This window comes from Herbaspirillum sp. 3R11, from assembly GCF_004563925.1.
GTDB lineage: Bacteria > Pseudomonadota > Gammaproteobacteria > Burkholderiales > Burkholderiaceae_D > Herbaspirillum.
Map to the genome: position 1 here is coordinate 53,496 of NZ_SPNJ01000006.1, position 14,957 is coordinate 68,452.

The window sequence follows — 14,957 nt, forward strand, 5'->3', positions numbered from 1 at the left end:
TGTCAAATGGCAAACCGGAGGAAAAGGACGTGGGGAAAGATCAATCGGCCGGACGGCTCAGACGCTCTGCCGTTCGATGATGGTGAAGCCGATGTCGTGCACGCGTTCCGGCACTTCGCGACCTTCGGCGCGCTCGATGATGAAGCGCGCGGCGGTCTTGCCGATGCCGGTGCCGTCGATGCGTACGGTGGTCAGTTGCGGATGCAGGTCGCGCGAGAAGCTGAGGTCGCCGAAGCCCATCACCGCCAGTTGCGACGGGATGGCGATGCCGCGCACCTGGGCTTCTATCATGACGCCCATGGCGAGGATGTCGGAGCTGCAGAACACGCCGTCGATGGCGCCGTCCTGCCCCAGCAGGTCGGCCAGGCCGGTGCGGCCGCTGCCCAGCGTGGTCGGCGCCGGCACCATGCATTGCGGGACTTCCGTGTTAGCGGCAACGGCCATGCCGAGTCGCACCGCTTCATCGGAGAATGCCCGCGCGCGCCGCCGGCTGCGTTCGTCGACACCGGCGATCACGGCCACGCGGCGGCGACCGGCGGCGTGCAGGTGCTGTGCCACGGCGACGCCGATGCGTTCATGCGAAAAACCGACCAGCATGTCGATCGGCGTGGGCGTCAGGTCCCAGGTTTCCACCACCGGGATGCCACTGGCCAGGAGGCGCTTGCGCGACTCGGCCGAACGCATGATGCCGGTCAGCACCACGCCGTCGGGACGGCGGCCGATGATGGCTTCGAGCAAGGCGTCTTCGCGCGAATTCTCGTAGCCGCTCTGGCCCAGCATGAGCTGATAGCCGGCGTCGGCCAGCGCTTCAGTCAGCGACTGCACGGTTTCCAGGAAGATCGGCCCGACGATGGTCGGCACCACGGCGGCGACCAGGCGGCTTTTCTTGGACGCCAGCCCGCCGGCCAGCAGATTGGGCACGTAACCGGTGCGTTCGACGGCTTCGCGGACCTTCTTGAGAACGGTTTCCGACACCGCGTCGGGCGTATTGAGCGCACGCGAGGCGGTGATCGGCGCCACGCCGGCCAGCCGGGCGACGTCGCGCAAGGTCAGCCCGGCGCCCTTGCGGCCCTTGCGCACCACAGGTGCAGGGGCGGTCATCGGGACGTCAGGTGAAGGTGCTGAAATGGCGGGAATCGAGGGCTTCGTCATGGCGCGATTCTAGCATTGCCGAAATGGTACCGATACCACTGCCCTGCCGTGAATGACATTGCGCCGTCATCGGATTCGAGTAAGCTCCAGCGTGAATATTGATATCGATGAACTGACCACCCGGAAATCCCTTTGCGACTTTTTCTGCTTTGCTCACTTGTGGCGCTGTCCGGAACCGCCTGCATCGACGCCGACGCGCAAACCACCGCCGGCGAGCCCGACATCAGCGTCGTCATGACCCACGCCAAAGGCTATCCGGTGTTTGCAGTGACGGCGAAGATGACCGCGAATGCCGACGTCGCGCGCAGCTGGAAAGTACTGACCGACTACGACCGGCTGGCCGAGTTCGTCCCCAACCTGTCGCGTTCGCAAGTCAGCTCGAGCGAAGGCAACGAGCGTGTCGTCACGCAGCACGGTTTCGCTCAATTCCTGTTCATCCGGCAAAACATCGATCTGGTGCTGCACGTCACCGAACAACCGATGGAGGTCATCGACATCCGCCTGGTCAGCGGCAACATGCGCGAATATCAGGCGCGTTGGGAGTTGCAGGCGGTGTCGCCATTGCCGCAAGCGGGCGAGGACGGACTGGGGCGCACCCGCATTGCCTACGCCGGCATCATTGCGCCCGACTTTTATGTGCCGACGCTGTTCGGCGCAACACTGATGAAGCGCGACCTGCGCAACATGCTCAACGCCGTGAAGGCTGAAATGGAAAAGCGGCCCTGAGGCCGCTTTCGCTATCGTGATGAAAAACCGATCGGTTCAGACTATCCCGAGTATCGAATAACCATCGTCGCACAAGGCGTCGTAGCAACGCGTGCAGTGGTCGCAGAACAGGTGCGAGCGTTTGACCTGATGGCGGCGCAGCACCAGCTGGAGTGCGACGCCTTCGCAATGCGGGCAAGTCTCGCGCATGGTGCCGACCGGAATCGGATCGGGTGCGAGGAACATGCCGTTGTCGAGCACCATGCCTTCCACCACTTCGCGCGGATCTATTTCCAGCAACGTGATGTCGAGACGCTCGCGTCGGCGGTGCGGCCGGGGAGGGAGATTAACGCCGATGGCGCTGGTGTAGATGGATGAACGGTCTTCCGTTGCGACAGATGCAGGACTCATTACTGTGCTCCTTTTGGTCGACAGATAAGTGCGCTGTTTTTCTGATGGAATACCCAATCTAGTCAAGATAAAGACCAAGTGCAAGGTCGAATTGAGAATAGTTTTTGAATCTCGTTTTATAGATCGATCGTTCGATGTTTTGCTAGAAAGATTGTCGAAAATCACATTGGCCAACCTACCCGACGCGAGGATGCCTGCCGGCATTGTCTGTCTGCTACGCCGCCGCTTTTTTCTGAAAGCGTTTGACGCACAGCGACACGCTGAAGCAGATCGCGAAATACACCGCCCCGGCGAAGAACAGCAGCTCGATGATGCGGCCGTCACGTTCGCCGATGCTGTAGGCGCGACCAAAGAAATCCGCCAGCGCGCTGACGTACACCAGCGACGTGTCCTGGAACAAAATGATGCCTTGCGTCAGCAGCAACGGCACCATGTTGCGGAACGCCTGCGGCAAGATGATCAGGCGCATCGTCTGCGTGTAGGTCAATCCCAGTGCGAACGCCGCAGCGAGTTGGCCGCGCGCCACGCTCTTGATGCCGGCGCGGATGATTTCGGAATAGTAGGCCGCCTCGAACAATGAAAACGCCACCAGCGCCGAGATCATCCGCAGGTCGTTCGACGCCGACAGGTGGAACACCTTCTGCAGCAGCTGCGGCACGATCAGGAAGAACCACAGCAGCACCATCACCAGCGGTATCGAGCGGAACAGGTTGACGTAGCCGCTGGCGAACCACTGCAACGGCTTCGACGACGACAGCCGCATCATCGCCAGCAGCGTGCCCCAGACGATCCCGAACGCGATTGCGGTGGCGGTGATCTGCAGCGAGATCGCCATGCCATGGCCGAGCACCTGAATGGCTGCGGGCGTGATGGAACTGAAATCGAATTGATAGCTCATGACCGTGCGCCCTGTCTATTTTCCGCCGCCGAAGCCCGGCAGCGCAACACGGCTTTCGAGCCGGCGCATCAGCATCATGAGCGTGATGTTGATCAGCATGTAGGTCAGCGTGACGGCGATGAAGGCTTCATACGGTTGCGCGGTGTAGTCGACCAGCTGGCGTCCTTGCGCGGCGAGTTCCAGCAGGCCGATGGTGGAGGCCACCGCCGAGTTCTTGAAGATGTTCAGGAACTCCGATGTCAGCGGCGGCAAGATAATGCGGAACGACATCGGCAGCAGCACATAGCGATACGTCTGCGCCAGCGTGAAGCCGACCGCCAGCCCGGCATTCTTTTGTCCCGGCGGCAAGGCGCCGATGCCCGAGCGCACCTGTTCGCACACGCGCGCGGCGGTGAAGAAGCCCAGGCACAGCATGGCGGTGGTGAACTGCTGCGCCAGCGGGCTCATGCTCTTGATGTCGTCGCCAATGCCGAACGGCAGCACCTCGGGCATGGCGAAATACCAGATGAAGACTTGCACCAGCAGCGGCACGTTGCGGAACAGTTCGACATAGGTTGCCGCCGCGCCGCGCAGCCAGCGATTGGGCAGCGTGCGCATGATGCCCAGCACGGTGCCCAGCGCCAGGGCAAGGCACCAGGCCGACAAGCCGAGCGCCAGCGTCACCGACAAACCCGACAGCAGCCAGTCGGCGTAGGTCTGGTTGTCGGCGGCCTGGTGGAGGAAGACGCTCCAGTTCCAGCGGTAGTCCATGTGGTGTTCTCAGGATGTGCGCAGCGCTCAGGCCGGCGGTTCAGTAAAAGGCAGCGAGCTCTGGCCTTCGGCGCGCATGCCGAAGACGTTGAGCGTCATCGCCACCAGCGCGTAGTAGCCGAGCAGCCCGATCAGGTTGACCACCACCTTGATGCCGAACAATTCCAGCGCACGCGCATAGGTCGCATCGGTGACGCGCTTGCGCTGACCGAGCTCGGTGGCGAAGGACCAGATCACGCGTTCGTCTTCCAGCGCAAACACCGGTGTCTTGCCCTGCCGGATCTGCTCGGCGACGTCCGCGGACAGACCGGCGTCGACCGCGATCGGCAGGTGGATGTACCACTCGGCCTGCGACTGCCATTGCTGCGCGGTGACCAGAATCGCCAGCTCGGACAAGCGCAGCGGCAGGCCGGTTTCATAGCGGCAGTAGGCGCCGAGCTTTTGCGCCAGCTGGCCGAATTCCGGACTGTGGATCCAGCTCACGAACGGCCCGTTGAGATTGCCGCGCGGGCCCGACAGGATGTCGTCGAGCAGCGCTTTCTGGTCGGGCGTGGCGTGGGCTGCGTCGAATACGGGCAGGCGTGATTGGCTCATGTGGTTGCTCCGGAGTGAATAAAAGCGTTCAGCTTAATCCATCGGTTTGTCGCTTGGATTGGCGTACAGCTTTTTCACGTCTTCCGGCATCGGGAAATTGAAGCTGATGTTCTTCGGCGGAATCGGGAAAGTGAACCACTTGGCGTACATGCGGTTGATCTCGCCGCTCTTCATCAGGCCGCTCAGCGCGCCGTCGACCAGCTGCTTGAACTGCGGGTCGTCCTTGCGCACCATGAAGCCGTACGGTTCGGCGCCGAACGGCGTGCCGGTCAGCAGCCAGTCGTTGGGCTTTTGCGCGGTGGTGCGCGCACCGGCCAGCAGGATGTCGTCCATCACGTAGGCGGCGACGCGGCCCGATTGCAGGATCAGGAAGGCTTCGCCGTAGTCCTTGGCGCTCTGGATCTGCATGTTCATCTTGCGGCGCTCGTTGAGTGTGCGCAGCAGACGTTCCGAGGTGGTGCCGGCGTTGGTCACGACGGCCTTGCCGGCGAGGTCGGGGAAGTCCTTGATGCCGCTGTCCTTGCGCGTCAGGATGCGGCTGCTGGCGACGAAGAAGGTGGTGTTGAAGGAGACCTGCTGCCAGCGATCCTTGAGGTTGCTGGTGACGCCGCATTCCAGATCGATGGTGCCGTTCTGCAGCAGCGGCGTGCGGTTCTGCGAAGTCACCGGGATCATGCGCACTTCCAGGTTGGGCAGGTTCAGCTTGGCCTTGACCGCGTCGATGGCCTTGTTGCACAGGTCTTGCGAATAGCCGACCACCTTCTGGTTTTCATCGTAGTAGGAAAACGGAATCGAGCTGGTGCGGTGGCCAATGGCGATGACGTTGCCGTCCTTGATCTTTTGCAGCGTCGGACCGAGGCCGGCGTCGGCGGCGTGCACGGTGCTCGCACAGGCCAGCGTGGACAACAATGCAAGCAGCGGGTAAGTAAATCTTTTCATGGCGCTTCCTCTCCTGAAGATGTAGATGGGTGCTGCTTGAGTGTTTGTTATTGATTTATGCGAGTGCTGCGTCGACGGCCGGAACCAGGCGTTCAACCATGGCGTCGATGTCGGCGGCGGTGCTGATGAACGGCGGCGCGATCAGGATGTGGTCGCCCTGGCGGCCGTCGACGGTGCCGCCCATCGGATACACCAGCAGGCCGCGCTGCATGGCTTCGCTCTTGACGCGGCTGTGCGTGCGGCGCGCCGGATCGAGCGGCTGCTTGCTGTCGCGATCGGCCACCAGTTCGACGCCGACGAACAGGCCGCGGCCGCGCACGTCGCCCACATTCGGATGGTTGGCGAAGACTTCACGCAGGCGGGCGCGCAGTTGTTCGCCGCGCGCCTGCACGTTCTGCAGCAGCTGTTCTTCGCGAATCGTTTGTTGCACAGCGAGCGCGGCGGCGCAGGCGGTGGCGTGGCCGATGTAGGTATGGCCGTGCTGGAAGAAGCCGCTGCCGCCGACCACCGTGTTGTAGATGCGGTCGCTGGCGATCATGGCGCCGATCGGCTGGTAGCCGGCGCCCAGGCCCTTGGCGATGACCAGGATGTCAGGTGCGATGCCGTCTTCGGCGCAGGCGTACAGATGACCGGTACGGCCCATGCCGGACATGACTTCGTCGAGGATCAGCAGGACGCCGTACTTGTCGCAGACGGCGCGGATCTTCTTGAAATAGTCCCCCACCGGCGGCACCGCGCCGGCGGTGGCGCCGACCACGGTCTCGGCGACGAAAGCGGCAACCTCATCGGCGCCGAGCTCGAGGATCTTGGCTTCCAGTTCGTCGGCCAGGCGTTGCACGTACTGCGCGTCGGATTCGCCGCTTAGCTGCTCGCGGTAGGCATAGCACGGCGCGACGTGATGCGACGGCGTCAGCAGCGGCAGGAAAGCTTCGCGACGCCAGGCGTTGCCGCCGATGGCCAGCGCGCCGAGCGTGTTGCCGTGATAGCTCTGGCGGCGCGCGATGAAGTGGCGGCGCTGCTTTTGGCCGTTCTCGACGAAGTACTGGCGCGCCAGCTTGAGCGCCGCCTCCACCGCTTCCGAACCGCCCGACAGGAAGTACACGTGATTCAGGTCGCCCGGCGCCGACGCGCTCAGTTCGTCGGCCAGTTGTTCGGCGACGGCGGTGGTAAAGAACGAGGTGTGCGCGTAAGCCAGCTCGTCAACCTGCTTGTGGATCGCCGCCAGTACGCGCGGATGACCGTGGCCCAGACAGGACACCGCCGCGCCGCCACAGGCGTCGAGGTAACGCTTGCCCTTGCTGTCGATCAGCTCGATGCCCTCGCCCGCCGTGGCGACCGGCAGGTTCATTTTTGGATAACGATGGAAGACGTGTGTCATGAAGCTGGCCTTGTGCGTTCGAATTGGGGCCAACTATAAATTGAAAGAAATGCTTTTGCAACGTTTGTTGCATAAATACTTTATTACGCACTTTTTGGTGCATTGCGGCGTAACTCCGCACCAAATCAGGTCGTCTCGCGAATCGTCATCGAACGGCGCGTAAAGACAGCGCCTCCGGGCACTGCGGGGGCATCGTGGTGGATCAGGACGGGGGAAATCATTGCCGCAACACTTGTTGCAGTGGATGTTGCAACGTGAACTGGTCGAGCAACTTACTTGTTGCCGGCTTTCACGTGATTCACATAAGCGCCGCTCTGGTACAGCTCTTCCTCGGCGTGCTCCAGGCGCTTGACGGCCTTGTCGTCGTCGAGCGAAATCACCAGTTCGATCAGGCTTTCCGCCACTGCAATGGCAGCCGCCATCGACGGGAAAAACGACGGGCTTTCATGCGAGAACAGGATGGTGTGATCGGCCTGCAGCGCGATCGGCGCCACTGCGCTGTCGGTCAGCGCGATCAGCTTGCTGCCGGCGCGCTTGGCGGCGTCGGCCACTTGCACCGCTTCGATCGAATATGGCGCAAAACTGATGACGATCGTTGCGTCCTGCGGCGCGACGGCGCGCAGCTCCATCGCCAGCGAACCGGCTGTGCCCTTGATCAGCGTGACGCTGGGGCGGAACAGGCGATACAGATATTCCAGCATGAAGGCCACCGAATACGCCGCGCGGAAGCCGGCGATATGCACGTGGCGCGCCTTGGTCAGCGTGCGCGCGGCGCGCAGCAGTTCGTCGGCGTTCTTCGGCTCGGAAGCATCGAGGTTGGCGCGCTGGGCCTGGAAGATTTCGGCGATCAGGATGTCGCTGTTGTTGCGCTTGACCAGGCTCTGCGCCTTGTAGGCGTAGGCCTTGGGCGTGACCGCCAGGCGCTCGACGAACAGCGCGCGCAGCTCCCCCCAGCCGGGAAAGCCCAGGTATTGCGACAGCCGCACTAGCGTCGACGGCTGCACCCCCGCACGCGTGGCGACCGCGCGCATGGTCGACACCGCCACCTCACCCGGATTGTCGAGCAGGAAGGCGGCGCCGGCCTGGAACTGCGGGCGCATGTCGGCGTAGTTGGCGCGGATCAGGGCGTCGAGTTCGGCGAAATTGGCGGGAATGTCAGCGTGGGCAGCGGTGGAATCCGTCATGGCGGGCGTAGGCGTGGATGAATAGATCGGCGAGGCTGCATTGTTTCACAAATTGCAGCGGCGCAGGCGCGTGCAACATTGGTTTCATTTCTGGCCCCCGTGCCGCATACCGTCAGGGATGACATTTGGAATAAGAATTGTTATCATCTAGGAATAAGTCGAGATAAAAACCAAATAATTCAGCGACTTACTCCAGATACCCAGCTCCCGATTTTATCGTTGCCAGGCACAGGACCACGATAACTTAGAGGGAATCCACCATGTCATACCGCTCGTTCAACGCGCGGCCGACGGCTGTTTCAGCCGCCGTGGCCGCCGCCTTGTTTTGCATCGCCAACGCCGCGTCCGCACAAGAAGCCGCCGGCACCCTGCCGGAAGTCAGCGTCACCGCCACCACCGACCAGACCGCCACCGGTCCGGTCAGCGGCTTCGTCGCAAAGAAGACCCTGACCGGCAGCAAGACCGAAACGCCATTGCTGGAAACGCCGCAGTCGGTATCTGTCGTCACGCGTGACGAAATGAACACACGCGGCGCACAAAACCTGACCGAGGCGCTGGCCTACACCCCCGGCGTCGGCGCCCCCTACCCCGACCCCAACGGCGATTGGCAATACATTCGCGGCTTCTTCGCGTCGCAATATCTGGACGGCCTGCGCGTGGTCTATTCGGGTGGCGGCGGCGCCGTCACCATGCGTACCGAAACCTGGGGCCTGGAGCGCGTCGAAGTATTGCGCGGCCCGGCCTCGGTGCTGTACGGCACCAACGCGCCGGGCGGCATCGCCAACTCGGTCAGCAAGCGCCCCACCGCGGAACCGATCCGTGAACTGCAAGTGCAATACGGCAGCTTCGACCGCAAGCAGGCCGCCTTCGATATCGGCGGCGCCATCGATGAAGACGGCAAGCTCAGCTACCGCCTCAACGGCCTGATCCGCGAGGCCGGCACCAGTGTCGACGGCGTCAAGAACAACCGCCGCTACTTCGCGCCGGCCATCACCTGGCGGCCGTCCGCCGACACCAGCTTCACGCTGCTGGCGCATTACCTGAGCGAAGACCTGAGCCCGCGCAATTTCATACCCTCCAAAGGCACGCTGTTTGTGAATCCGCTCGGCCAGATTGCCCGCGACCGCAATCTCGGCGAACCGGATTACAACATCTATACACGTGAGCAACACGCCGTCGGTTATGCGTTCGAGCACCGCTTCAACGATGCGCTGACATTGCGCCAGAACTTCCGCTTCACCGACGTCAACGCCTATTCGCGCGCGATCTCGCCGACCAGTTTCGCCAACCTGCAGGCCGACAATCGCACGGTGTTGCGTTCGGCGTCGCAAGCCTGGCGCCAAAGCCAGACCACCAACGTCGACACCCATCTGGAAGCAAAATTCGACACCGGTCCGGTCAAACACACCAGCCTGGTCGGTTTCGACTACTCGCAGTATGAAGAAGACACGCGTTCGGCCAGCGCCACGGCCCGGTCGATCGACATTTTCAATCCGGTGTACGGCACCCTGCCGACCTCGGCGTACACCTTTGCCGTACCGACCCTGCAAAAGCAGGAGCGCCCCGGCGTCTACCTGCAAGATCAGGCGGCCCTGGGCAACTGGCGCTTCACGCTGGCCGGCCGCTATGAGCAGGCGCGTACCAGCACCCGCAATCAGAGCACCCTCGCCACCACGGCCAAGCTGGAAGACAGCGCGTTCACCAAACGCCTGGCGGCCCTGTACCTGTTCGACAATGGCGTCGCGCCCTACGTGAGCTATTCGGAATCTTTCGAACCGCTCAGCGGCACCGACTTCTTCGGCAAGCCGTTCATCCCGACCAAGGGCGTGCTGTATGAAACCGGCGTGCGCTATCAGCCGAAGGCGTACAACGCGCTGTTTTCTGCTGCGGTGTATCAACAGAAGCAGAAGAACAACACCATGACCGATCCGGATCCGACACACGTCTGCGCCGGATCCACCACCTGCTCGGTACAGACCGGTGAATTGCGCACCCAGGGCATCGAACTGGAAGCCAAGCTGACGCTGGAAAGCGGCGTCAACCTGACCGCCGCCTACGCTTACACCGCTGGCAAATACCTGAAGGCCAGTGCACCGGCGCAGGACAAGGCGCCGACCTCGCTGGCGCCGCATACGGCATCGGTGTGGGCCGACTACGAGGTGAAGAACGGTCCGTTGAACGGTCTCGGCTTCGGTGCGGGTGCACGCTACACCGGTAAAATGTGGCTCGACGCCGGCAACACGCAAAAGATCGCGTCGTTCACCCTGGTCGATGCGATGTTGCGTTACGACCTGGCGAAACTGGATCCGAAACTCAAGGGCGCACGCCTGGCCTTCAACATCCAGAACCTGTTTGACAAAGTGTATTACCCCGGCATCTGTTCCACCACTTACTGCCTGTACGGCGAAGGCCGCACGGCGACGGCAACGCTGTCGTATGGCTGGTAATGCAATTGGAAATACGACGTAGCCGACGCCACATCATCATCAAGTAAAAAATGAACCTGAATCCCTCCCTTCGTTATCGTCTTGCCGTCGCCTCGCGCGCAGTGGCCGCCATCGGCGGCGGTTACGTGCTCTCCGCCGTGGCCGCCGCCCTGCTTGCCGTGGTGTTGCCGATGCAACCTGCCGAAGCGGTGATCACCGCCACGCTGTTGTCGTTCATCGTGTTTTGCTGCGCGGTGCTGTGGGTGTTCGCCGCGCGTACGGCGTGGCGTGCGTGGGGCGGGATCGTGGCGCCGGGCGTGCTGCTCGGCGCAGGTTTATTGATACAGCGGAGCATGGCATGAAAGAAGGTTTCCGCCAATCGATGGCATGGCTGCACACCTGGTCCGGCCTGCTGGTGTGCTGGGTGTTGTTCCTGGTGTTCTGCGCCGGCACGGCATCCTACTTCCGCGAAGAAATCACGCTGTGGATGAAGCCCGAGTTGCATGCTTCGCACAGTGCGCCCATCACCAATGCGCAGGCCGTGCAAACCGCGCTGACCGCGTTGCAAAGCAAGGCGCCGGATGCCTCGCGCTGGTTCATCACGCTGCCGGCCGAACGCAGCACGGCGCTGCGCATCGGCTGGATCAATCCGCCGCCCAAGGATGCGCCGCTGAAGACGCGCGGCAAGTTCACCAGCCAGATCATCGATCCGCTCACCGGCGAAAAAATGCCCGACGTGCGCGAGACGCGCGGCGGCGAATTCCTCTACCGCCTGCATTTTGACCTGCATTACATGCCGCCGCTGTGGGCGCGCTGGATCGTCGGCTTCTGTGCCATGTTCATGCTGGTGGCGATCGTCAGCGGCGTGATCACGCACAAGCGCATCTTCAAGGACTTCTTCACCTTCCGTCCGAAGAAGGGCCAGCGCTCCTGGCTCGACGCGCACAACGCCACTGCCGTGCTGGCCCTGCCCTACCACCTGATGATCACCTACACCGGCCTGGTCACGCTGATGTTCATGTACATGCCGTGGGGCATCCAGACCGCCTACAAGGGCAACCAGGAGAGCTTCTTCGCCGACGTCTTCCCGAGCGCCAAGAACGGCAAACCCGCCGGCAAGCCGATGCCGCTGACGCCGCTGCAACCGCTGCTGGCGCAAGCCGAGCAACGCTGGAACGGCATCCCTGCGGTGGGCATCACGATCAATCATCCGGGCGACGCCAACGCGACCGTTCAAATTCGCCGCCAGGAAGAAAAAGGACTGAACTACATCCAGCCGAGCGTGCAATTCAACGGCGTCACCGGTGCGCTGGTCAGCGCCGACAATGAAGACATCGGCGGCGCCAACGCCACCCGCGGCGTGCTGTACGGACTGCACATCGGCCATTTCGCCAACCCGCTGCTGCGCGTGCTGTTCTTCCTGTGCGGGCTGTCGGGCTGCGCCATGGTCGCCACCGGCGCGTTGCTGTGGGCGGTCAAGACGCGCCAGGGCTACGCCAAGAAACTCGCCGCAGGTGGGCGCGTCGGCTTCGGCCTGCGCCTGGTGGAAGCGCTCAACATCGGCGCCATCGCCGGCCTGCCGATCGCCTTCGCCGCTTACTTCTGGGCCAACCGCCTACTGCCGGTAGCGATGCCCAAGCGGCCCGACGCCGAGATCAGCTGGTTCTTCATCGCCTGGGGCGTGGCCGCCGTGCTGGCGCAGATCCGTCCCGACCGCCGCATGTGGCAATGGCAGTTGTGGGTAGGCGCCCTGCTCTTCATGGGCATCCCGGTGCTCAACGTCTTCACCACCTCGTCGCACCTGGGCGTGACGCTGTTCATGGCGCAAGGTCCATGGTCGGTGGCCGGTTTTGATCTGACGGTGCTGGCATTGGGGATTGCGCTCGCGCTCGCGGCATGGCATCTCGGCCGCAAGAAGAAAGCTCCAAAGAAAGCCGGCAAGCAAGGTGTGCAAGAGCCGCAAGAAACATCCGAAGCCAAGCTGCAGGAGGCCGCGTGATGAACATGACGGACCTGATCCCGCTGCCCTTCCTGGCAACGCTGGCGCTGACCTACAGCGCCTGGGTGGCGCTGAGCCTGGCGATGGACCGCCACTACGCCGACATCAACGGCCGCGGCACTGAGCCGAGCGCAGTCCGGCGCAAGCGCGGCCGCTGGCTCGGTACGCTGGCGCTGACGGCGGCCTTCGCCGTGTGCGTGCGCGACAGCGGCTGGGGCATCGGGCCGGTGGCCTGGCTCGGCACCATGACCGTCGCCGCCCTGCTGCTGGTGCTGCAGCTGTGCTACGCGCCCAAGTCGGTGCCGCGCACGGGCAAGCCGGTGTTGTGGCTGGCTGGGCTGCTGACGCTTGCTGTGTTGGCGGCCTAGGCTTAGACAGTCGATGCGAGCCCGTTTCGAACTATTAAATAATCCTTAATAGTTCGAACTTCTGCGAAAACGCATTCATCGAGCGATCATTTCAACTCCTGCACTAGCATTTTGAGCACGTGTGCGCAATAATGCACCGATAGTATGATTTTCATCACACTATTGATACCTACCGGGAGATCGCCTCATGGGAACCGTACGCAAAACCATTACATTGACGGACAAGCAGGATAGCTGGATCAAAGCACAGATTGACGCCGGCCACTATACAAACGACAGCGAATACATACGCGATCTGATCCGACGTGAACAGGAACGCAGTATCGAACTCGACACTATCCGGGCTGCGCTGATCGAAGGCGAATCCAGTGGAGAACCCCGCCCCTTCGACGCCCACGCATTCAAGCAGAGAATGTCAGCCAAGCATGGCTGAATACCGTCTTGCACCCGCTGCCGAGCGTGACCTGGAGGCGATTTGGACTTATACCCGCATGAAGTGGGGCACCGAGCAAGCGGATCGCTACACGGACATTATGACGCTGGCCTTTGATGAGTTGGCGCAAGCGCCACAGGCAGCACCAGCATGTGACCATATTCGTCCCGGTTATCGTCGTCGAAGCGTGGGGCGGCACATGATCTATTTCCGTGTCACGACCTATGGGGTTGCAATCGTTCGGATACTGCACGATCTGATGGATGTTTCCCGGCATCTTTGATTGCAGCAGCAGGAGCCGGCACTGCGCCCGCTATGCAGCCGGAACCTGCATCGACGTCTCCCGCCGTCCCAGCCACACCACCTGCAGCGTCGCCCCCACCAAAAACACCAGCACCAGCGCGCCGGTCAGCATCTTCAGCAGCGGGTCTTCCGCGTTGGCAAAGAACGGTGCGCCGACCGGCAGGCGCGTGCCGGTTTCGGTCAGCGCAGGAATGAAATGGAACAGCACCGTGGCCGAGTACGCGACCATCTCCACGTAAGCGCTGCGGCGGCCGAACCAGGTGGTGCGGATGGCCGCGCGCGCAATCGCCAGGGTCGCCAGCGTGATCAGCGCCAGCGCATGGGGTTTACCGAAGCCGCCATGCTGGAAGATGCCCAGCGAAGTCAGGCTGGTCAGCACGGTGGCATGCACGTAGAGCTTGCCGGCGTTGGTGGCGTAGCGGATACGGTGTTCCCGAGCGAGGATGATGAGGGCGGTGACGACGGCCACCAGAGCGATGGCCGTGTGGATGATGCCGAGCGAGGTCAATCCGAGCATGTCTTACTCCTTCATGTAATGTGGCTGACAACAACAGTAAATTGCTGGCGACAAAAACAGGTGCAAAGACGATGCTCGCAGAGCTTGCTCAGAATGAACGCATGACCCTCACGGTGACGTAGGGCAGGCGCTCGGTCGCGGCGGAGGCGCGCGCGCTGTGCAGGCGATGCAGGGTGATCTGGTTGACTTCCGCGTGGCTGCCGTCGATGTGCTCCGTTATCAATCTGACAGCTTCATCGCCGGCGCGGGCGTCGATTTGCGCAAGGATAGCAGCATGTTCCTCGTAGGTCGATCCGACGCAATCGCCGTAGACGAAATCGAGCCGGCGCACGATACGGATGCGGTCGGTGAGGCGGTCGAAGGCGCTCGCCATTTCCTGGTTGCCGGTGGCGCGCACCAGCGTCTGGTGGAAGGCTTCGTCGAGCGCGGCGGCGGCGCGGCCGTCGCTCAGGCGCTGCCCGACCGGCACGCACCAGTCCGCCTTGAGCGCCTCGATCTGCGCCATGTCGACGGTGTGCTTGCCATCCACATGGCCGGCGCACAGGCGCGTCACCGCATGCACCTCGATCAGCTGGCGCAACTCATACAAGTCGGCAAAGCGCTTGAAATCCATAGGCACCACTTCCCAGCCGCCGCGCACGTAGCCCTGCATCAGGCCGTCGCTTTGCAGGCGTTGCAACGCCTCGCGCACCGGCGTGCGCGAGACCTTGAAGTAGGCCGCGACTTCGGTCTCGGTAACCTGGTCGCCGGGCAGCAGGCGCATCTCGAAAATGTCTTCGCGCAGGCGTGCGTAGACGTACTCCGGCAACGACGACGACTTGACCGGCTCTGCGGCGACGCTGTCCATCAGCGACGGATCGGGTGAAGCATGCATGGGCGCACAGCCTTTTCCAGAGTGAG

The 14,957-nt window shown here is 62.6% G+C and carries 18 protein-coding genes; 7 read left to right on the forward strand and 11 right to left on the reverse strand.

Annotation, left to right across the window (positions count from 1 at the left end; translation table 11 throughout):
• Nucleotides 1–57 precede the first annotated feature (57 nt).
• Complete coding sequence (locus tag E4P32_RS22320) at nt 58–1,101, reverse strand: LacI family DNA-binding transcriptional regulator (protein ID WP_116436107.1); 1,044 nt, start codon at nt 1,099–1,101, stop codon at nt 58–60.
• Between the two features lie 7 nt (nt 1,102–1,108).
• On the reverse strand, nt 1,109–1,309 hold the full coding sequence (locus E4P32_RS22325) for a hypothetical protein (RefSeq protein ID WP_135008781.1): 201 nt from the start codon (nt 1,307–1,309) through the stop codon (nt 1,109–1,111).
• 2 nt (nt 1,310–1,311) lie between these two features.
• On the opposite strand from E4P32_RS22325, the gene E4P32_RS22330 reads away from it, so the two are divergent.
• Nucleotides 1,312–1,878 carry an SRPBCC family protein gene (locus E4P32_RS22330; protein ID WP_116436108.1) on the forward strand — a complete coding sequence of 189 codons (567 nt, stop codon included), beginning with the start codon at nt 1,312–1,314 and terminating at the stop codon, nt 1,876–1,878.
• A gap of 36 nt (nt 1,879–1,914) precedes the next feature.
• Here the strand turns inward: E4P32_RS22330 and E4P32_RS22335 are convergent, their stop codons facing one another.
• From E4P32_RS22335 to E4P32_RS22365, 7 genes are all read right to left on the reverse strand, one after another.
• Nucleotides 1,915–2,268, reverse strand: a complete 354-nt coding sequence (locus E4P32_RS22335) for a hypothetical protein (protein ID WP_116436109.1) — start codon at nt 2,266–2,268, stop codon at nt 1,915–1,917.
• A gap of 214 nt (nt 2,269–2,482) precedes the next feature.
• Nucleotides 2,483–3,166, reverse strand: a complete 684-nt coding sequence (gene gltK, locus E4P32_RS22340) for a glutamate/aspartate ABC transporter permease GltK (RefSeq protein WP_116436110.1) — start codon at nt 3,164–3,166, stop codon at nt 2,483–2,485.
• Between the two features lie 15 nt (nt 3,167–3,181).
• Nucleotides 3,182–3,916 carry an amino acid ABC transporter permease gene (locus tag E4P32_RS22345; protein WP_116436111.1) on the reverse strand — a complete coding sequence of 245 codons (735 nt, stop codon included), beginning with the start codon at nt 3,914–3,916 and terminating at the stop codon, nt 3,182–3,184.
• A gap of 27 nt (nt 3,917–3,943) precedes the next feature.
• Nucleotides 3,944–4,510, reverse strand: coding sequence for a carboxymuconolactone decarboxylase family protein (locus E4P32_RS22350; protein WP_116436112.1), 567 nt, complete (start codon nt 4,508–4,510; stop codon nt 3,944–3,946).
• A gap of 33 nt (nt 4,511–4,543) precedes the next feature.
• On the reverse strand, nt 4,544–5,449 hold the full coding sequence (locus tag E4P32_RS22355) for a glutamate/aspartate ABC transporter substrate-binding protein (RefSeq protein WP_116436113.1): 906 nt from the start codon (nt 5,447–5,449) through the stop codon (nt 4,544–4,546).
• Nucleotides 5,450–5,504: 55 nt separating this feature from the next.
• Nucleotides 5,505–6,827: an aspartate aminotransferase family protein gene (locus E4P32_RS22360; RefSeq protein WP_116436114.1), complete on the reverse strand. Its 1,323-nt coding sequence runs from the start codon at nt 6,825–6,827 to the stop codon at nt 5,505–5,507.
• A gap of 272 nt (nt 6,828–7,099) precedes the next feature.
• Nucleotides 7,100–7,981, reverse strand: coding sequence for a MurR/RpiR family transcriptional regulator (locus tag E4P32_RS22365; RefSeq protein ID WP_167735733.1), 882 nt, complete (start codon nt 7,979–7,981; stop codon nt 7,100–7,102).
• A gap of 290 nt (nt 7,982–8,271) precedes the next feature.
• Between E4P32_RS22365 and E4P32_RS22370 the strand changes: the two genes are divergently transcribed.
• The 6 genes from E4P32_RS22370 to E4P32_RS22395 all read left to right on the forward strand — a co-directional run bounded on the left by E4P32_RS22370 (nt 8,272) and on the right by E4P32_RS22395 (nt 13,520).
• A complete protein-coding gene (locus E4P32_RS22370) occupies nt 8,272–10,458 on the forward strand; it encodes a TonB-dependent siderophore receptor (RefSeq protein WP_116436116.1) in 2,187 nt (728 codons plus the stop codon).
• Nucleotides 10,459–10,508: 50 nt separating this feature from the next.
• Entirely contained in the window at nt 10,509–10,799 is a 291-nt protein-coding gene (locus E4P32_RS22375; RefSeq protein ID WP_116436117.1) for a DUF3649 domain-containing protein, read from the forward strand.
• A complete protein-coding gene (locus E4P32_RS22380; RefSeq protein ID WP_167747554.1) occupies nt 10,796–12,436 on the forward strand; it encodes a PepSY-associated TM helix domain-containing protein in 1,641 nt (546 codons plus the stop codon). Before E4P32_RS22375 ends, E4P32_RS22380 begins: the two co-directional genes overlap by 4 nt.
• The gene (locus E4P32_RS22385) at nt 12,436–12,804 is read left to right on the forward strand and encodes a DUF3325 domain-containing protein (RefSeq protein WP_116436118.1); all 369 of its coding nucleotides are present in this window, start codon (nt 12,436–12,438) and stop codon (nt 12,802–12,804) included. Before E4P32_RS22380 ends, E4P32_RS22385 begins: the two co-directional genes overlap by 1 nt.
• Nucleotides 12,805–12,991: 187 nt before the next feature.
• A complete protein-coding gene (locus tag E4P32_RS22390; RefSeq protein WP_116436119.1) occupies nt 12,992–13,237 on the forward strand; it encodes a type II toxin-antitoxin system ParD family antitoxin in 246 nt (81 codons plus the stop codon).
• Nucleotides 13,230–13,520, forward strand: coding sequence for a type II toxin-antitoxin system RelE/ParE family toxin (locus tag E4P32_RS22395; RefSeq protein WP_116436120.1), 291 nt, complete (start codon nt 13,230–13,232; stop codon nt 13,518–13,520). Before E4P32_RS22390 ends, E4P32_RS22395 begins: the two co-directional genes overlap by 8 nt.
• 30 nt (nt 13,521–13,550) lie before the next feature.
• Here the strand turns inward: E4P32_RS22395 and E4P32_RS22400 are convergent, their stop codons facing one another.
• Both E4P32_RS22400 and E4P32_RS22405 read right to left on the reverse strand, forming a co-directional pair.
• Nucleotides 13,551–14,057 (reverse strand): hypothetical protein, encoded by a 507-nt coding sequence (locus E4P32_RS22400; RefSeq protein ID WP_116436121.1) that lies wholly within the window; start codon nt 14,055–14,057, stop codon nt 13,551–13,553.
• Between the two features lie 88 nt (nt 14,058–14,145).
• Nucleotides 14,146–14,931, reverse strand: a complete 786-nt coding sequence (locus E4P32_RS22405; protein WP_116436122.1) for a GntR family transcriptional regulator — start codon at nt 14,929–14,931, stop codon at nt 14,146–14,148.
• Between the last annotated feature and the right edge of the window lie 26 nt (nt 14,932–14,957).